The sequence below is a fragment of the Paenibacillus sp. J22R56 genome, assembly GCF_056269375.1.
Genome location: NZ_JBWDNV010000004.1, coordinates 215121 through 234675, shown reverse-complemented (window position 1 = coordinate 234675; position 19555 = coordinate 215121). Strand labels below are relative to the sequence as shown.

General features: G+C 52.4%; 15 protein-coding genes and 1 pseudogene. All 16 read right to left on the bottom strand.

Annotation, left to right across the window (positions count from 1 at the left end; translation table 11 throughout):
- Window positions 1-97: 97 nt before the first annotated feature.
- The 16 genes and pseudogenes from tuaD to AC0YNT_RS11705 all read right to left on the bottom strand — a co-directional run bounded on the left by tuaD (window position 98) and on the right by AC0YNT_RS11705 (window position 18679).
- A complete protein-coding gene (tuaD, locus tag AC0YNT_RS11780; protein WP_475804732.1) occupies window positions 98-1441 on the bottom strand; it encodes a UDP-glucose 6-dehydrogenase TuaD in 1344 nt (447 codons plus the stop codon).
- Between the two features lies 1 nt (window position 1442).
- Window positions 1443-2339, bottom strand: coding sequence for a UTP--glucose-1-phosphate uridylyltransferase GalU (gene galU / locus AC0YNT_RS11775; RefSeq protein WP_441892893.1), 897 nt, complete (start codon window positions 2337-2339; stop codon window positions 1443-1445).
- Window positions 2326-3501, bottom strand: coding sequence for a DegT/DnrJ/EryC1/StrS family aminotransferase (locus tag AC0YNT_RS11770; RefSeq protein ID WP_475804731.1), 1176 nt, complete (start codon window positions 3499-3501; stop codon window positions 2326-2328). The genes galU and AC0YNT_RS11770 overlap by 14 nt, the downstream gene beginning before the upstream one ends.
- Window positions 3502-3539: 38 nt before the next feature.
- Complete coding sequence (locus AC0YNT_RS11765) at window positions 3540-4208, bottom strand: acetyltransferase (RefSeq protein WP_167278901.1); 669 nt, start codon at window positions 4206-4208, stop codon at window positions 3540-3542.
- Window positions 4209-4237: 29 nt separating this feature from the next.
- Window positions 4238-4870 (bottom strand): sugar transferase, encoded by a 633-nt coding sequence (locus tag AC0YNT_RS11760; protein ID WP_475804948.1) that lies wholly within the window; start codon window positions 4868-4870, stop codon window positions 4238-4240.
- A 54-nt stretch (window positions 4871-4924) separates the two neighbouring features.
- Window positions 4925-5986: pseudogene (locus tag AC0YNT_RS11755) on the bottom strand (glycosyltransferase family 4 protein); the annotation flags it as partial.
- 47 nt (window positions 5987-6033) lie between these two features.
- A complete protein-coding gene (locus tag AC0YNT_RS11750; protein WP_475804730.1) occupies window positions 6034-7083 on the bottom strand; it encodes an NAD-dependent epimerase in 1050 nt (349 codons plus the stop codon).
- Window positions 7080-8363 (bottom strand): glycosyltransferase family 4 protein, encoded by a 1284-nt coding sequence (locus tag AC0YNT_RS11745; protein WP_475804729.1) that lies wholly within the window; start codon window positions 8361-8363, stop codon window positions 7080-7082. The genes AC0YNT_RS11750 and AC0YNT_RS11745 overlap by 4 nt, the downstream gene beginning before the upstream one ends.
- 1011 nt (window positions 8364-9374) lie before the next feature.
- Window positions 9375-10064 carry an acyltransferase gene (locus tag AC0YNT_RS11740; protein ID WP_475804728.1) on the bottom strand — a complete coding sequence of 230 codons (690 nt, stop codon included), beginning with the start codon at window positions 10062-10064 and terminating at the stop codon, window positions 9375-9377.
- The gene (locus tag AC0YNT_RS11735; RefSeq protein ID WP_475804727.1) at window positions 10042-11403 is read right to left on the bottom strand and encodes a hypothetical protein; all 1362 of its coding nucleotides are present in this window, start codon (window positions 11401-11403) and stop codon (window positions 10042-10044) included. Before AC0YNT_RS11735 ends, AC0YNT_RS11740 begins: the two co-directional genes overlap by 23 nt.
- Window positions 11393-12532 (bottom strand): glycosyltransferase family 1 protein, encoded by a 1140-nt coding sequence (locus tag AC0YNT_RS11730; protein WP_475804726.1) that lies wholly within the window; start codon window positions 12530-12532, stop codon window positions 11393-11395. Before AC0YNT_RS11730 ends, AC0YNT_RS11735 begins: the two co-directional genes overlap by 11 nt.
- Complete coding sequence (locus AC0YNT_RS11725; protein WP_475804725.1) at window positions 12529-13770, bottom strand: polysaccharide pyruvyl transferase family protein; 1242 nt, start codon at window positions 13768-13770, stop codon at window positions 12529-12531. Before AC0YNT_RS11725 ends, AC0YNT_RS11730 begins: the two co-directional genes overlap by 4 nt.
- Window positions 13767-15158 carry a flippase gene (locus AC0YNT_RS11720; protein WP_475804724.1) on the bottom strand — a complete coding sequence of 464 codons (1392 nt, stop codon included), beginning with the start codon at window positions 15156-15158 and terminating at the stop codon, window positions 13767-13769. Before AC0YNT_RS11720 ends, AC0YNT_RS11725 begins: the two co-directional genes overlap by 4 nt.
- Before the next feature lie 38 nt (window positions 15159-15196).
- Window positions 15197-17029, bottom strand: a complete 1833-nt coding sequence (locus AC0YNT_RS11715) for a polysaccharide biosynthesis protein (RefSeq protein ID WP_475804723.1) — start codon at window positions 17027-17029, stop codon at window positions 15197-15199.
- A gap of 212 nt (window positions 17030-17241) precedes the next feature.
- On the bottom strand, window positions 17242-17928 hold the full coding sequence (locus AC0YNT_RS11710) for a CpsD/CapB family tyrosine-protein kinase (protein WP_167278361.1): 687 nt from the start codon (window positions 17926-17928) through the stop codon (window positions 17242-17244).
- The gene (locus AC0YNT_RS11705) at window positions 17915-18679 is read right to left on the bottom strand and encodes a YveK family protein (protein ID WP_475804722.1); all 765 of its coding nucleotides are present in this window, start codon (window positions 18677-18679) and stop codon (window positions 17915-17917) included. The genes AC0YNT_RS11710 and AC0YNT_RS11705 overlap by 14 nt, the downstream gene beginning before the upstream one ends.
- Window positions 18680-19555 lie beyond the last annotated feature (876 nt).

The window sequence follows — 19555 nt, the reverse complement described above, 5'->3', positions numbered from 1 at the left end:
TCCATCCGCCCGGCCGAAGCGGACTGTCATTCAAGCGCTCACCCCCTTTCGAGATCAGGATCAGCAGATAGCGCCCTTTAACTTACTTTGGGCTATGTTATAAATTCACAGATTTGCGCTCTGCTTCAAGGCGGTTCACCGGACGGCGACCTACCGAGTAGTACACAAATCCGTGCTGCTCCATTACTTTCGGATCAAAGCTGTTACGCCCGTCAATGACGATCGGCTGCTTCATCCGCTCGCGGATCTTCGCAAGATCCATAGACAGAACTTCATTCCACTCTGTCAAAATCACACAAGCATCACAGCCTGCCGCAGCTAGTTCAGCTGATTCCATATATGCCACATCTGCAGGCAGCAGCTTGCGTGCAACTTCTGTCGCAATTGGATCAAATGTCCGAACGATCGCCCCCTGTTTCAGAAGCTCCGGAATAATCGTCAGAGACGGCGCTTCGCGCATATCGTCTGTGTTAGGCTTGAACGCCAGCCCCAGCACCGCGATCTGCTTGCCAGCTAGTCCGCCAAGTGTCTCACGAAGCTTGTCCATCACGACAAAACGCTGGCGCTGGTTCGTCTTAATAACGGACTTGAGCAGCTCAAAATCATAACCCGACTTATCCGCAATATGCGCTAACGCGTACGTATCTTTCGGGAAGCAAGAGCCGCCATAGCCGATACCGGCTTGCAGGAATTTTTCGCCGATTCGGCTGTCCATTCCCATCCCTTTGGCTACGTCTTCGACGTCGGCTCCAACTTTTTCACAAATATTTGCAATGGCGTTAATGAACGAAATCTTCGTCGCGAGGAACGTGTTCGCCGCGTACTTGATCATTTCCGCGCTTTCTAGATCGGTCTTGAAGATCCGCGTGTTAAATGGTGCATGAAGCTGTGCGATTTGTTCCGCCGCCTCTGCATTATCCGAGCCGATGATGGCACGGTCCATGTTCATGCAGTCCGAGAGCGCTGTCCCTTCACGGAGAAACTCCGGATTGGACACCACATCAAAGCTTGTCCAAGGGTATTTCTTATTCGCCTGGACAACCTCGCGTACCAGCTCACCAGTACCAACGGGCACGGTGCTTTTGTTCACGATGATTTTGTGACCGTTCAGATGCTCGCCGATTTTCTTCGCCGCTGACATCACATAACGCATGTCCGCTTCGCCGGTCTCCGACATCGGTGTACCAACTGCAATGTAGACGATATCCGAAGCTTCAATGGCTTCACCAACTTCAGTCGTAAACAGCAAGCGGCCTTCCGCCTTGTTGCGAAGCGACATCTCTTCGAGACCCGGCTCATAGATCGGAATGACACCGTCGTTGAGCAGATCGATTTTGCGCTGATCAACGTCACAGCAGATAACGCGGTTACCCACTTCTGCAAAACAAGTCCCCGAGACGAGACCCACATATCCGGTACCGATAACTGTTATTTTCCGCATATTAGTTCGCCGCCTTTGTAATAAAATGTTTCTCGTACACCTGCTGCAGGTAGCCCAGCACATCCTTCTGCAGATCATCGCGCTGCAGAGCGAAGTCTAGTTGTGCCTTGATAAAGCCAAACTTATCGCCTACGTCATAACGGACGCCTTCAAAGTTATAAGCAAGTACGTTGCGTTGATCATTCAGCTTTTTGATCGCATCAGTCAGTTGAATCTCGTCGCCCGCGCCTGGAGATTGATGCTCGAGAATATCGAAGATCTCCGGCGTTAGGATGTAACGGCCCATAATCGCATAGTTGGAAGGAGCGGCCTTCTTCGAAGGCTTCTCAACCAGACCATCAAGGAAAAAGACAGACGGCTCGATCGACGATCCGCGAGGAGCGATGATGCCGTATTTGGATACATCCTCATCAGCTACGCGCTGCACGCCAACAACCGAGGACTGATAACGGTCATGAACACGAATCAGCTGGCTGAGACAAGGATCCTCGGACTGGACAATATCGTCGCCAAGCAGAACGGCAAACGGCTCGTTGCCAACAAAGCTGCGTGCGCACCAGATTGCGTGGCCGAGACCTTTTGGTTCTTTTTGACGGATGTAGTGAATGTTCGCCATCTCGGAGATGCCGCGGATTTGCTCAAGCTCTTTTGTCTTGCCTTTCTTCGCCAGCATATCTTCAAGCTCGAACGTTTTGTCAAAATGGTCTTCAATCGCCCGCTTGCCGCGGCCGCTGATGATCAGAATGTCTTCGATGCCGGAAGCAATCGCTTCTTCGATAATGTATTGGATCGTCGGCTTGTCCACGATCGGCAGCATTTCCTTCGGTTGAGCTTTCGTTGCAGGCAAGAAACGGGTACCAAGACCCGCAGCTGGAATTATCGCTTTACGCACTTTCATGTGACAACATCCTCCTCGAATTAGCTTGAATAGTTTGCTTGATGCAGGAAATAACGCGATCTTGCTCTTCCAAAGTGAGACTGGAGCCGGACGGCAGGCAGATGCCTTGCTCGAACAGCGTGTCCGACACGCTGCTGCCCTGCTCATGCGGATAATAAGGGTAATATTGCAGAAGCGGCTGGCGGTGCATCGGTTTCCACACCGGGCGCGCTTCGATATTTTCATCGGTAAGTCGTTCCAGAAGATCGGCTGGTGTGCAGCCTGCAATGATTGGATCAATCGTCATTGTAGTCAGCCAGCGTGTTGCCCGGCCGTATTCGGCTTCAGGCATCATGGTTATGCCTTCGAGTTCAGCGAATGCTTCTTTGTAACGATCGAATACGGCACGACGTGCATTCACCCGATCATCGAGCACCTGCAGCTGTCCACGCCCAATGCCCGCAAGCACGTTGCTGAGCCGATAGTTATAACCGAGCTCCGCATGCTCATAATGAGGTGCCGGTTCGCGGGATTGCGTTGCCCAGAAGCGTGCCTTGGCAAGCGCTGCTGTATCATCGGAGACGAGCATGCCTCCACCAGATGTCGTGATGATTTTGTTGCCATTAAAGGAGTAGATCCCGAACTTGCCGTGGGTTCCGCTGGATTTCTGCTTGTAGGTTGTACCAAGGGATTCCGCTGCGTCTTCTATGACCGGAACACGGTATTTGGCGCATATTTCGTTAATCGCATCCATGTCGGCGTTCTGCCCATACAGATGGACGACAATGACAGCTCTAGGCAATTGCTTGTTGCGATGTGCTTCTTCGAACGCCCGCTCCAGTGCTTGCGGCGACATTGTCCAGGTTTGTGGGTCGCAATCGATAAATACGGGGATACCTCCCTCGTACAGTACCGGGTTAACGCTTGCTATAAAAGTAAGCGAGGAGACGAAGACGCGGTCGCCGCGTCCAACGCCAAGCAGCTTTAGCGCCATATGAATTGCGGCGGTGCCTGAGGACAGCGCTACTGCCCCTTTCGCCCCAACCCGCTCGGCAAGCTCGCGCTCGAATTCGTCGACATTTGGTCCAAGCGGCGCGATCCAGTTCGTGCGGAAGGCATCCTCCACATACTCACGCTCCCGCGTTCCCAAATGCGGCGGGGATAAATAGATTCGACTGTTCACGTCGTGATCACTCCTCGAATTGTTGTTGCTTATGTGTCTTACAGCGCCTGCTCGATGCTGCGGCGCGGCGTTACGACCCGTGCCGGCACGCCCATGGCGGTTTTGCCGCCGGGGATATCCCGGACGGCGACGCCGCCGGCGCCTAGCACGGACCAGCTGCCGACGCGGATGCGCGGAATAAGCACCGCTCCGCTGCCGATATGCGCGCCTTCCTCTGCGGCGGCGGCACCAGCCATGGTCGCGTTCGGCGATACATGCGCGAACGGACCAACCAGCGCGTCGTGCTCGACGACGGCGCCCGAGTTAATAATGGCGTGAGCGCCAACAGCGGCGCCAGGCCCTATAACAGCGCCAGGCATTACGACGGCGCCAAGCCCGATGCGAGCATCCTCCGCGACAACAGCCGCAGGATGCACAAGTACCGCGTAAGAGGACTCGGGCAAAGCGAGCTTTTCCACGATAGCTCTCCGAGTCCGGTTGTCGCCGATCCCGATCACAACATGCATGCCCGGCTCATCTGCTAGAAAATGTTTCAGCGTTGAGATCGGACCATAAGGCAGTCCGCCTCGCAGCTCCACTCCTGAGAAGCGGTCATCCAGTACGGCCGCCAGCCGGTAGGTTTGTGAGACGCGGGCAATATCCATCAGCACTCGCCCATGTCCGCCCATGCCCACAACGATAAGTGGACGCCTCGCAGGCTCCTCCATTACCCGGTATTGCTCCGTATGACCGCTAATCATGATGCATTCCCCATTTCCCTTGATCCTGTAAATTTTTGAACGGTGGCCTGACCCGCGCTTGAGATTCCATCACGCTTCAGCACCTTCCCCACAGTGCGTACCAATATGCGAAAATCAAACCATATACTTTGCCGCTCGACATACATCAGATCAAGCTTGAACTTGTCCTCCCAGGAGACGGTATTACGTCCGTTCACCTGCGCCCAGCCGGTAATTCCCGGCCGAACATCGTGGCGGTGTGCCTGCTCTTCCGTATAAAGCGGCAGATATTCCATCAACAAAGGGCGCGGCCCTACCAAGCTCATATCGCCGCGAATCACATTAAACAGCTGTGGCAGCTCATCCAGGCTCAGCTTGCGAAGCAGCTTGCCGAAGGACGTCAGCCTTGCCTCATCCGGCAGCGGCTGACCCGACCGATCGTAAGCGTCCCGCATCGTGCGGAACTTCATTACATAGAACGGGTTGCCATACCGCCCCGGCCGCTGCTGCCTGAATAGTACAGGAGAGCCAAGCTTCAGCTTCACGAGCAGGGCGACTACAGCAATAACCGGTGAAAGCAGCAATGCAGCTGGCACACTTGCTACCAGGTCAAACAGCCTTTTGCCAAATGCGTTCAGTTTAAAAGACATCTTATGTGCACGCTCTTGCCGCCGCTCCGTGCTGCGGTAGAGCTGCATCAGCCGCTCGACTACTCGTGCTTCGGTGAATGCCGCTTCCACTCGGCGGCGTCCAGCTTCACCCATCTTGAGACGAAGATCCGGGGAGTTCATTAAGGTCCCAAGTGCTTCACCAAGCTGCATCCGATCACGATAAGGAACAAGCAGCCCCGTCTCGCCATGCGCCACAAGCTCCCTTGTGCCAAGCACATCAGTGGCAACAATCGGTTTGCCAAGCGCCATCGCTTCCATCAGGGAGCGAGGGATGCCTTCTTTTTCCGAAGTCAGCGTAACCGCATCGGCCATCACAAGCCACGGAATAATAGAAGACTGCTGCCCAACAAAGATCACATCATCAGACAGCCCGCTTTCCTCCACATACCGCTTCATCGCCGGCTCCAGCGGACCTTGTCCCGCCAGCACCGTCACCCAGTTCAGCGCATTCGCACACTTCAATTCAATCAGAGCATCCAGCAGCAGAAAATGATCCTTCACCGGCTCAAAACGAGCCGCCATAAACAGAACCTTTTCCTCCCGATCGATGCCGTTTCTCATCTTTAATTCTGCGACCTGCTCTGCCGTAACCGCATTCGAAAGCTTATCGAGCCGCTCGAGGTCAACACCGTTGCCCTCTACGAACACCGGCCGCCAAGGCGCCAGCTTCCGCAGCACGCCTGCGTCCTCCTCGTTCTGCGAAGCGAGTGCATGGCTGCATAACGCGCCAAACTTCTCGAGCATTTTATATACAAAATACGTTTTCTTCGGCTGCCCTTCATAGAAAGGCAATCCGTGACTCGTATGAATAACAACCGGAACACCGGCAAGCTTCGCTGCAATACGTCCGATCAGCCCCGCTTTCGCTGTATGGGTATGTACAATGTCGTACCGCTCACGGCGGAACAGCTTGTACATCGCGATAATCGAACGCAGGTCTGCAGCAGGCTGAATGGTACGCGCCATCGGAAGGAGCTTCCACTCGAATGGATAGGCTTTTTCTTTCATCAGCCCTTCATCCACGCCTTCGGGGGAAGTGATGAACGTTACCTCAACACCTTCCTGCTGCTGAAGCAGCCGAAGCTTGTCGCCCATAATTTTGTGGCTGATGCCGGACGTGCATATATGGGCTATCTTTTGCGTCATCTTCCCGCCGCCTTTACCGCCGTTTCCAGGCTTGTCGCTTCGCCGCCATAGTACGACTTGTACCAATCAGCAAAACGCCCGATTCCTTCCTCAATCGTCGTCTCCGGACGGAAGTCCACGTCTGCCATAAGACCGTCAATATCCGCATAAGTCGCCATTACATCACCTGGCTGCATCGGCTTAAACTCCATAACCGCCTTATGCCCCAGCTTGTCCTCAATCGTATTGATGAACTTCATCAGCTCAACCGGCTGGTTGTTGCCAATGTTATATACCTTGTAAGGCGCATAGCTGGTTGCCGGATCCGGCTGCACACGGTCCCATTCGGGATTCGGCTGCGGCGCGTGGTCCAGCAAACGGTAAATGCCTTCCACAATGTCATCGATATACGTAAAATCACGCTGCATCTTGCCGTCGTTAAACACTTGAATCGGCTGGCCGGCCATGATCTTCTGCGTGAAGCTGAAGTACGCCATATCCGGGCGGCCCCATGGACCATAAACGGTGAAGAACCGAAGGCCCGTCGTCGGCAGGTTATAGAGATGGCTATAGGCATGTGCCATAAGCTCATTGGATTTTTTCGTAGCTGCATAAAGGCTGACAGGATGATCGACATTGTCGTTCACCGAGAACGGCATGCTCACATTCGCACCGTAGACGGAGCTTGAGGAAGCGTAGATCAGGTGCTTGATGCCCGCTTGACGCGATGCTTCCAACACATGACCAAAGCCTTGCAGGTTCGTCTCCAGATAAGCAAAAGGATTCGTAATGCTGTACCGCACTCCCGCTTGTGCAGCCAAGTGAACGATCGTCGTTACTCCCTCTGCACGGATTAGGTTAAGCAGCCCTTCGTAATCGGCCAGATCCTGCTCCGCTCCTACAAAGGAAGGTGAGGCGAGCAGCTGGGCAAAACGATCCCGCTTCAACTGCACATCATAGTAGTCGTTGAAATTATCTAATCCGACGACACGCTTACCTTCCTTCAGCAATCTCGCGCTCAAATGGAAGCCGATAAAACCAGCCGCTCCCGTTACCAAAATCGTCATAACGCCTCCACCCTTTCTCTGCTGTCGCTTTGTTCAGCACGCTCTACACGTTCAATGCGGACTTGCTCCGCTGGAATGGTTTCATTGATAGAACCTTGCTTTACCGCGTCGCCAAAAGACTGCCAAAACGCCTGTCGCTTCGCATCCAGAAGCTTCTTCGTGAACTGCCGTGACCGGCCAAAATTCCGTTCCGCTTGTTCTTTCAGCCATCTGCGGTCAAATGTTGCCCGCTTGATCTGCTCAGCCAGCTGACCTACTTGGCCTGGACGATGCAGGCAGCTCTCATGAATCAGCTCAGGAATACCGCCGGCTGTAGATCCGAGTACTGGGCATCCTCTGCTCATCGCTTCAATCGTTGCCCGCGGCAGCCCTTCCTGATAGCTCGGTTGTACATACAAGTCGATGCCATCGAGCCATTCAAATACGGCTCCACCACTTGGAAGTACACCCTCAAACGATACAAGGCTGCCGATGCCAAGCTTGTCCGCCATCGCTTGCCAGCGCGCCGGGTCTCCGTCGCCAAGGACGCGGAAGCGTGTTTCCGGCAGCTGCGATTTCGCTTTGGCAATCGCACGAAGGGCAATGTCGATCCCTTTTGTACGGCCGTTCAGCGAACCGATCAAGCCAATCGTAAGTGGTGCATCCGGGCTCATCGCCTGAAGACGCTCCAGTCTCCGTGTCAGCACTTCATCACCCGGCTCAGGAATTTCCACGTTCGAGCAGGATTCCGTTTGTCCACCATTGTTCGGGTAACGCTGCTGCAGGAACTTCTCCGTTACATAGAGCGCGTAAGGTGCGTCTTTGACGATTGCCCGTGTCTGATTCAGCGAGAATGGTGCATACAATTTGCCTTGCAGGTTGCCATAATTCCACAAGCCGTCCCAAGCGCAAGCAACAACCTCAACCGCATAAGGCTTGCCCATTAGACGTGCAACCCGAATCGCTTCAGCTCCAATCTCACTTGGTACACGTGCAATAACGGCGTCGACCTTGCCGATTGCTTCCTTCAGCAATTGCTCGATGTAGCCCCGCTTCGTCATTTTATTGACTGGATTGCTGAGTGACGGGAGTACAAGGAAGTCAACGTTTGGTCCGCTTGATAACGTTTTGCCCGCCATATCGGCATCTGTTGATGCCTTTTTACCCCGACAGGCGACCGTAATCTGGTCGAATACGCCAAGATACCGTTCCCACACTGCATAAGGCAGCTTACCGCCGGAGAAAAATTTCCCCGATTCGTTAAAATAAAACGTATGGTCATGTGCCCAAAGCACGTTCATTGCTGTTCCCTCCTTCTAGTGACCTGCGCGGGGCGAATAGCGCCCTCGCAGGGTCTTATTTGTCAGCCCGGCGGCGGGATTGCCGCCTCGGGCTGGCTTTGGGGCCGTGATAAGACCCTGTTGGGGTCTAATCGGCCTTGTTCTTGCCCTGCGCGGGGCGAATAACGCCCTCGCAGGGTCTTATTTGTCAGCCCGGCGGCGGTTTTGCCGCCTCGGGCTGGCTTTGGGGCCGTGATAAGACCCTGGCGGGGTCTTATTGGCCCTGTTCTTGCCCTGCGCGGGGCGATTAGCGCCCTCGCAGGGTCTTATTGGCCTGCCCAGCGGCGGTTTTGCCGCCTCGGGCTGGCCCTAACGTTTCGTTAAGGTCCCTTTAGGACCTTAACTATCCGAAACAGCATCTCATTCTGGAACTTAAGGTCCCTGATGGACCTTAAGTCTCCAAAAACAGCTGCTTTTCTACGACTTTTGCGCTTTTTCCCATGCGTTAAGGTCCTTCAGGGACCTTAACTACCCAAAACTCTTATCGATTTGGAATTTAAGGTCCCTCAGGAACCTTAAATTCCGCCACAGTTGAAGTGTTAGCGCACCACTTAGGCGTTGACGCGAACTTTGGCTTTCACTAGCTATCACTAACTTGGCGCACCACTCAGTCTCTCGCTAGTTACCTTCGACGTTGACGCACCAGACAGACTCTCACTAGCTACCACTAAATTGGCGCACCACTCAGTCTCTAACTAGTTACCCGACGTTGACGCACCAGCCAGTCTCTCATAGCTACCTCTGACGTTGACGCACCAGCTAGACTTTCACTAGCTACCACTAACGTTGGCGTACCAGCCTGTCTCTTACTAGTTACCTCTGACTTTGGTGCACCAGCCAGTCTCTCACTAGTTACCTCTGACGTTGGCGCATCACCTAATCTTCAATAGCTGCCTTCGACGATTGCGCGAACCCAGACCCTCGCTACCTATCTCAGCATTTGGCGCTCCGCCGGATAGCTGCGCCCTGGCCTTAACTTCCTTCCGCGCCACCATGCGGCGCGGAACCCGCTGCCGCACCGATACTCTTCACCGGGCGGGCTGGCACACCGGCCGCCAGCATGCCTGCTGCGACCGGCTTGGTGACAACCGCGCCTGCGGCAACGACCGCTCGCGCGCCGATCTCTACGCCGGCGAGGATGCGGACGCCGCAGCCGATCCAGACGTCTCGGCCAATTCGAATGGCCGAGCCCAGCACGGGATTGTCGCGGATCGGAAGCGATGGATCGTTCCATGTATGCTGGAACGAGACAAGCGACGATTGATGCGCGATCGATACTTCGTCCTCGATAATAAGTCCGCCATAAGCATCGATGTAACATTGCTTATGGATACTCACATTCGAGCCGATTACAAGCCGCTCCGGATAGCGGAGCTCCACAGAGCGTCCAATCAACACGTTATCGCCGCAGCGTTTGGCGAGTCGTCTCAGCAAGACGTATCGCATGGCCACACCTGGCAGATCCGGCAGCCAATCACTTAATACCCACATCCACTGAAGCAGCGGCCTCGGCAGCGGCTTTAATACCTTTTCCGTCAAGCGAAGAATCCCCCGAAACTTACCGAACTGATCACGGCCCCGTTTCTTCGTCTTATGCACGCTGCTGCGTTCCAAGCGATTTCTCGTCCATTCACCTGCCCTATGTTGTTCTTGTTCCTGCATGTCCATCGCCCCCCTTTCCTCTTGCAAGCCGTCCATGCCAAGCAGGAGACTTTGCTCCTCCAAGCGGCATTCCAGCCGTATTAAGCTGCTGCAGCTCACCTTTTTGTTCAGCTTCTAATAACTGAATTTTCCGATGTTTCAGAATAAAGATTTTGCGGCACCATACAAGCGCATAACCGCTGATGGTGTAGATCAATGGCAGAACAGGAAGCTTCTTGCGCACCATGTTATCCCCGATTGTCCCTACGCCGTAGTCGAGTTCTCGACCCGTAATTGTCACGTAGCCGACCAGCACCAGCGCACAGGCATAAGTGAAGATAAGCACGGCCGCCATCAGGTAAAACTTCCGTGTTTCTTTGTACACGATGGCCTGATAGACCGAGATCATGAGGATAATCCCCATAAACACTGCTTCCAGCGTCCGAAGCAAAAGCTCTGGCTCCCAGTTGCTGAAATTAATCGGGTTCGGACTAATGAACAGGAAGACCGACAGCATCCCGGCATTAATGATGCCAAGAGGTCCAATCTGCATAAACAAGAGCCCCGCCGCAGCAAGCATGACGCCAATTGCAGTACGAATTCGCTGCGTATATAAGAAATAAAAACAAAGTGTGTATATAACCGCGTAATCCCGAAGCCCCGTAGAGTACAGAACAACGATGATGAACAGCAGCCACCTTTTACGAAGCAGCAGCATCGCCCCTAGCAGCCCCAGCCATACGCAGGTAATGTCTTTTGCAAACAAAGAGGACATGTACATCAGCGACGGGCTAAGCATAAGACCAATGACCGAGATCAGAATAAATGGCTGTCTCGCATTGTCCGGATCAGGAAGCGTGTAAGCGAAACGGCTTTCGTTCAGCTTGTAGGAGTTATTCACGATCAGGATCAATATGACGGTATTGAACAAAATAATCGCAAGCGGATCATCCAGCTCCAGCCATTTGAAGAATGGCATATAGAGCATGCCGAATACCGGATAGGCGGAAATGTTCATCCAGCCGCTTTGTACCTGCTCGATCGCATACGGCATAAATTGCGACAGCTTCTCGAAGGTCGTTACCTGCTCGTAGTAGTGAATCTCATCCGGTCCAGCTAGCGGATTAACCGTTGCTGCATAGATCGCTTTCCCCGCCAGCGTGGCGGTGAAGCTTACCATCAGCAGCACAGGTGCATTAGGCCAGCGCATTAACACGAAGAACGGAAGCAGCAGCCCACAGTATAGAATCAGCGACAGTCTTTCATCCGCGGCAAAAGCCCACTTCGCCGTCAGTATCAGAAGGACGGAGTAGCCGAGCAGCATGACCTTCCGCGAATCGATAAAACGATCAGCCTGCATACAATCGCTCCAGCTTTGCCGCGCTTACGCGAATATCGTAGCCGCGCTCTCCTAATGCTGCCGCTCTTGCCTGCCATTCCCCGCCGCCTTGGCCTTTGCGTTCTGCTAGACTAGCCATCGCTTCTGCCCATCTCTCCGGTGAATCATTCACCGCAAGCCTCTCGATTAGACCAATCCGCAGATCCGCTTCACGTGGTACACCTTCCGAGATCAAGCATGGTACTCCTGCCGCCTGAGCTTCAATGAGCACAATGCCAAGTCCTTCGTACAGGGATGGAAGCACGAATGCGTCCAGCGCACCTAATAGCTCCGGCACATCCTTACGAAGACCAAGGAAGCTGACTTTTTCCGCTACTCCAAGCTCCTTCGCCCTACGTTCCATCTCAGGTCTTAGCGGTCCATCTCCGCAAAGCAAGAGACGCGACTTCGGACGCTGCTTCACGAGGCAGGCAAAGCTATCAAGCAGCAGCGCATGATTCTTTTGTTTGCTGAACCGGCCGATATGACCAATAAGCAATTCATCATCCGATGCCCCGAATCGACGGCGAAGTTCCTGACGGTTCTCCTGAACGAGCGACTCATAAGGAGCAAGCGTTATCGCGTTCGGGAATACATCAACCCGTCCGTCCTTCCAGCAGCTTGAGCCAAAGAGCGATTCACAAGCAGCGCGTGAGCAGCCCAGCATGTCCGTAGAGTGACGGCGGATCAATCCTCGCATATACGACCGGTAGATATTGCGCAGCGGCGAGGACGACTTGCTATCGCTTGTGTTATGACTATGGCTGATCCTAACGGGTACACCCAGCTTGTCTGCCAGCTTGAGCACATAGCCGCTGAAACCAAATACATGACTATGAACCGCAGCATAAGGCCCGTACTTGTTCATGTTATCCATCAGCTGTTTGCGGAAGGAACGAATACCATCCTTCGGCGGCGGCTGAACGAAGATTGTCCCGCCAAGCTCCCGGATCTCCTCATCGTAGAAAGAAGGCTCCGGCGACTGTACGGCAAAATGGAATTCGTACTTGTCTCGATCAATATTCCGATACACATTCATCAGCAGCGTTTCGATGCCGCCTGGATGCATGCGTCCAACGACGTGCAGCACTTTGATTTTGTTATGGCTCATGGCAGTATTCTCCCGATATGTTCATAGAGCTGCAGTTTTTTATCATTAATGGCTTCTGCCGAATCCGCCATCCTGCCTTCCACTGCTGCAGCAAGCTGCTGCCTGCTTTCACGGAAGTCGATTAGCTGGCTGGACATGCCGAGATCGGCGAAAATATTTTCAAGCTTCCGGTCCCAGATAAGACCGTATGTCGGCTTGCCCATCGCAAGCGACGGGATGCAAGCATGAAGACGCTGCGCAATAACGGTATGGCAGGCGGCTATCGTGCCAACAAGCTGCTCAACGGTTGTTGGATACGGCGTCATCTCGACACCCATCACACCTTTCAACCGAGGCTTCACAAAATGCTCAACAAAAGCGTTATCTGATGCAGCACCGTTGGTGAACAAGCTTACCTCATGACCGGCTGCAAGAGCTTCCTTCGCTGCAGCAGCCCACCAATCGGCACAGTCTTCACGTTCCCAGCGGAGCTCGCAGTGACGATTCATCTCATGTGGATCCATAATACCGAGGCCAATCTTCCGTTTCCCTGGTCTCTCAGCACCAGCAGATGCCTCTGTCAAACCAAAGGCTTCTGGCGTGAACAACGCTGGGTCAGCTAAAGTAACTGTCTTACTCTCCAGTCTTGGATCCAGTTGAAGCAGAAAACGCCGCGAGTCCTCATCCCTCACAGCAATTGAAGCGGCATACCGGCAAACCCCAAGCAGCCAGCGTTTGGCTTGCGTACTCCAAGGTCCACGTGCACCAACAAGCAAAATATGAAGCGGCTTGCCTTGACGTTTGGCCTCTTCCGCTACACGGCGGACAGCCAGCGGGAACGTCCAGTACGTATCGATCAGCAGATGTCCGCCCCCGATAAATACGGCTTCCGACTCACTAACCGCTTTCCTCAGTTCGCCGTTCAGCTTCTCGTTCTTGCTGCGATGCAGCCAATAAGCCTTCAAACGGCGAAGGGCGTCTGGCGTCATCTTCTTGCTGGATCCGGCACTGTTCAGCTTAAGGGCTGGTGCCGAAGCGGCTTGCGCCACCTTTGCTGCTGGAGCACCAGCAATTGCATAATGCAGACCACCACGAGCCGAGTAGATCGGCATCGATTGATCACAGCGGCCATCCAGCAGATCAAAATGGATAACCTGATGTTTGCCGCGCATAGCGATAATGCGATTTAACGTATAGGCAATGAGGCCGTCTCCTAAATTTGGCGACTTCGGAACCCCCGCCAGCAATACTTTCTTCACGAGTAATTCCCCCTCTTTCTAACAAGTGATAATCTTGGCGCCCAGGCAAGCGTCTGCACACCAGGCTTACGACTGACGAGCAGCACAGCCGCTGAGTTCCACACGATAAGCGATAAAGTAGCAGCAAGTGCGCCGCCCAGCATGCCAAGCTGAGGAATAAGCAGTGCATTAAGGGCTGCATTCACAATCGCTGCGGCAATAAGTATTTTAGTCAATGAGTTCTGGCGTCCGGTCATTGTAGCTACCGTACCGTTCTGCCCGCAGTAAGCACTGAACAGCTGACCAAAGGCCAGAATGAGCAGTGACGGGTACGCCTTCGTGAACTCGGCGCCAAACAATCCAAGCGTCCAATGTCCGAAGATGACGAAGTAGGCAAAAACGACAGCCGCGAATGCAAAACCAATTCGGCCTGTCCGTCTGCACACCCGCTGCAGTCCGTTCATGTCGCCTTTTGCGTACATTTCCGATACAAGCGGCGAAGCCGTCATATTAACCGCCGTCAGCATAAACGATACCAGTACAGCCAATCGAACCGCTGCAGAGAATAAGCCTGACTCCGTCTCTCCCCGCATAAACCCCATCATTAACACGTTTAATTGTCCAAGTATTAAATACATGCCGGCATTAACCATTAACGACGATGATAATCGCAGCCAGCCTCGTGTCTCAAAGCTAGGAGCAACTGACGCAGTCTGAGTACCGATCCGTTTCTTCAGCACAACGGCACCAATCACGTAGGTGACCGCTGTTGCCAGCAAATAGCAAAGCAGTGCTAGAGCAGCGCCAAGCTTCACGCCCGAAGCCCCAAGTGCAGCGACAAAGCCGATTGTCAGCACCGGCCTGATAATCTTCTCCGGCAGCTGCGCGAACAACGCGTCCTTCATCGCTTGCAGTGCACTTTGACGTAAGGTTGCAAGCGTCAGAAGCGGAATCGCAGCAAAACCAGCGATATAAGCAATCGTCTTCGCATGATCAGCGGTTTCGCTTTGCTTCCCACTGCCCCAGTCCATCCAAGCCACAACCGCAATGCCAATGATCGCAGTAAGAATGGAGAGGGTGAAGCCTATCTGATTGCTGCGGCGCAAGAGGCCTTTAATCAGCGGCCAATCTCCCTTTACCCGGTAGGCAGAGACAAGCTTAACCGTTGCCGTATCAAAGCCAAGCTTCGCGGGGAACACCATAAACGTAACAACTGTCGTTACGAAGGCATAAATACCGTAATCTGCTACACCAAGAAGTCGTGCCAGTGCGATCTGCAGCAGCATCGCCAGTCCCATGCCAATCGAATTGATTAGGAAGCTGGCGCCTCCTCCCCGGCTAAGCCGAGTTGTTATAAGCGTTCGGACAGACTTGATGGCTGAAGCGCCCGATTTTTCGCCGTCCTTCATGCTGCACTCTCCTAAAAAGAATTGCTTAAAAGAATTCATTAACCAGCAGCTGTCGCGCCGCCGTTCCTGTAAGTTGGCACCAGATGCTGCAGAACCGCACGGATATCATCCGGATGCTGTCCAAGCACCTTTTCCATCTTGCGAATTTCGAAATCAAGATCTTTACGGTTGAGCTGTACAGGTCTGCCGATGAAGATTCGATTGTGTATCGTTGAAGTAAGGCCTTCTTCATTTGTCAGCAGCTCTTCGTACAACTTCTCGCCTTCACGCATACCAGAGAACGTAATGTCGATGTCGACATGTGGCTCGTAGCCGGACAAACGGATCAGGTCAACAGCCAGATCGTAAATTTTAACCGGCTTGCCCATATCGAGAATGAATACCTCGCCGCCTTTGGCGAACGAGCCTGCTTGGATAACAAGCTGAACGGCTTCCGGGATTGTCATGAAATACCGCACCATCTCTGGATGCGTAACCGTCACCGGACCACCCTTCACAATCTGCTCCTTGAACCGCGGAATAACGCTGCCGCGGCTGCCAAGCACGTTGCCGAATCGCACCGCTACAAACTTCGTATTACTGTGCATGTCGAGACTTTGAATGAACATCTCGGCAATCCGTTTCGTTGTTCCCATAACGCTTGTTGGGTTAACGGCTTTATCTGTGGAGATGAGCACGAAACGCTCTGCTCCATATGCATCTGCGCATTCGGCTACATTTTTGGTACCAAATACGTTGTTCTTAATCGCTTCTGCAGGGTTACGCTCCATCAGCGGCACATGCTTATGCGCTGCAGCATGGAAGACAACCTGCGGCTTGAATTTGGCAAACACGCTATCGATACGCGTCCGGTCCTGCACATCGGCAATCACTGTTTCGATCGGCAAGTGAGGGAAAAGACTGCGCATTTCCATCTCAATCGTGTAAATACTGTTCTCGCCGTGACCAAGAAGCAGCAGCTTGCTTGGTGCGAAAGGCGCGATCTGGCGGCAAAGCTCGGAGCCGATTGAACCACCGGCGCCTGTTACGAGAACCACTTTATTCTGAACATAACCAGCAATATGCTCGAGATCCGTACGGATCGGATCACGCCCGAGCAGGTCTTCAACGCTGACATCACGCATACGGCCTGCCGCACCACGGTTATCAATCATATCCTGCAGATCCGGTACGATCTTCAGCTTGGCTTTCGTTGTTTTGCAAAGGTTAACAAGCTCAGAGATTTGCGACTTCGATACCGAAGGCATCGCGATAATAATCTCGTCTATATGGTGTGATTCTACGACGCAAGCAATCTCCCGGCGGTTGCCTAGAACAGGTAGACCAAGGACATCCATCAGGTGCTTATAAGGGTCGTCATCAATAAAACCTACCGGCGTTACGCTAACGCCATCGTTCTGCTGCATTTCCTTCGCGATCAGCGTACCGCAGCTGCCTGCACCGATGATCAAGGCGCGGCGGCTATCAACAGCGGGCTTTCTTACGCTGTATTTATCGCAGAAGATACGCCAGGTAAGGCGCGGGCCAGCCATAAGCAAGAAGATGCCTGCCGCGTGATGCAGCATCAAGAGCGTATGTGCTTCACCTTGCATCACCCACCAAGCAGCAAACGGGATACCAGCCGCAGCCAGTGCGATCTGAAGCATGCAGAGCATGTCGGAGATGCCGGTATACTGCCAGATCCGGCGGTGAAGCCGCATCCGATGAAGCCTCCAGAACCCGACGACTGCTGCTAAAGCTGCATAAGCCAGCCAGGCAATAGCCCCGCCTTGCGGAGCCGATGGTTCAAGCGCATACGCTATAGCGAAGCTGACAAGCATAGCTGCCAAGTCCCCCGCTACAATGACTTTTGTCCGATAATGAGCCAGCACAATGAATTCCTCCTTAAAAGAATTGTGAAGCAATTCTTACTTCGTAAGCATCTACTTAAAGAATTGTGAAGCAATTCTTGCTTCGTAAGCATCCGCTTAAAGAATTGTGAAGCAATTTTTACTTCATAAGCATCTACTTAAAGAATTGTGAAGCAATTCTTGCTTCGTAAGCATCAACTTGTTCTAATACCGCTTTAGATTGGGGTGTCGTCTCACGTCCGATCTACATATTCGTAATAAGGTCCCGCATCGCGGTGAGCGGTTTGATTAAGGGCAATACCAACGATTCTTGCCTGCACGAATTGCAGTGCATTCCGTGCTTTAATTGCATGCTGTCTTTTACCAGTACGAGCATTCACGACTAGCAGCACACCGTCACTTTTGGAGGACACAACCTGCGCATCCGCAACTGCAAGCACCGGCGGCGTATCGATCAAGACGATATCGTACTGCTCACGAAGCTGATCAAGCAGCGCATCCATTCTAGATGAGCCTAGCAGCTCCGAAGGATTTGGCGGAATCGGTCCGGAGGTCATCACATCAAGTCCCGGTATACGACTTTCCTTTACCACTTCTCTCAGATCTGCCTGTCCGGACAGGACATGCGACAATCCCGTTCGATTAGTTAAGCCAAAAGTGAAATGGGCTGTTGGCTTCCGAAGGTCTGCGTCAACGAGAATCGTCCGCTTTTCCATCTGAGCATAAGTAACCGCCAAATTCATGATCGTTGTTGATTTGCCTTCCTTTGGTCCCGCCGAAGTCACCATAAGCAGCTGCAGCGGACGGTCCGTCTCGGCATATTGCAGATTCGTACGTAAGGTTCGGTACGCTTCTGAGATCGGAGAAGTCGGATTTGCATCGGCTACAACCGGGCGAAGTTTAAGATCACTGCGTGACATTCTTCTCACCGTCCTTCCCTGTACTCGTCGCCTTACTTATAGAGAGTGTCTTCGGCTTCAGATCGCCTTGCTTAATATTCGGTATGGCTGCCAGCGTAGGAAGGCCAAGATACCGTTCCACATCCGCTTCCGTGCGGATCGTATCATCGAAATAGTTAAGGGCCAGAACAAGTGTAATCGAGAGTAGGAATGCTGCGACAAAACCGATTGCCGTGTTCAGCTTCGTATCCGGCTTTACCTTAACAGGCTGATCATCGAGGTCTGCTGTATGAAGGATGTACACGTTGTCGACCTTCATAATGAGTGGAATTTGCTGTTGAAATACATAGGAGACTGAGTTAACCACTTGTGCTGCTCTTTTGTAGTCCGTGTCCAAATAAGAAATGGTAACGACCTGCGTACCATTTACCGAGCTGAACCGGATATTATGCATAAGCTGATCCGTCGTCAGCTCGAGCTCAGGATGTTTCTGTACCACCAGGTCCATAATGGCCGGGGTACGAATAATTTCCTTGTACGTATTAATTAAGCTTAAATTTGTGTTGATCATATTCAGATCCAGCTTGAACGATCCCGCCTGACCCGCTGTCGAGTTGACGATCAGTTTCGTATAGGCTTGATAGACAGGCTTCATCACCCATGCACTATAGGCTCCCGCCGCTGTCGCACCAATAATGGTCACGATAATGACGAGCCAAAGCTTTTTCCGAACGAGCCACACTATTTCCTTTAAATCCAATTGGCTGCTCAAAACGACAATAACCTCCATCCCTTTCATCAACATTCGACTTTGATTATGTCACAAGGGTCCCCCTGACAATGAGGGAAGAAGGTAATATTTTCAATTAGGCGGCTGTTATCATTTTTTGATTATTATTGCATGCTGAATTTCCTAGCTTTTCATATTTCTCATCATGAATTAATGTAAAAGAGAGAATTATTTCCAGTAAATTCATGTATTATTTGATCAAAATCGATGTATTTCTAGGTATCCAATACACATCCATTGGCATAGAGTCAGGATTTTGCAAAAACCGTGATTTTCCGCATAACAGCGGGCTCTGCGGAATATGGAAGCAGGAGGAAAAAACGTGTGGGGAGGTTAATGCCGAGTAGAATGCAAGGACTTTTGCCACAGACAGTAGCAGAATCGGGATATTGCCCGGTAGGTCAAAAATGATAAGAGTATTCTCATAAAGGACAACCCTCCCGATTTCCTGCCAGTTGGCCTAGGTTTGTCCTTATTTTATAGTCTATTGACCCTGATTAGGCAGAATCAAGCAGTAAATGAAGGCTTGAGCAATGGCAATTCATGAACATTTGATGTCGTTTTTCTTCATAAAGGATACTAGTGGCTGAAAAATACCGTTATTACGCTAGTTGCTTGCCATCTCCTTTGAACTAATTGTAAATAACCTAGTCCAGCGGTAGGACATTGGACAATTGGTTTGACCGCAGCAGCAACCCATTTTGCTGGTCCCCTAGGCCGCCTGTAGGATGGGTTTTGTGATAACATTCATCATGCTTTCGCGCTCATTCTCACTCGTTTGGATGCTTTTCTCACTCAATCATCGGCTGTTTTAGCGTGACTTGATCCATTTGTCATAGCATTCAACCGCTTTCTTTT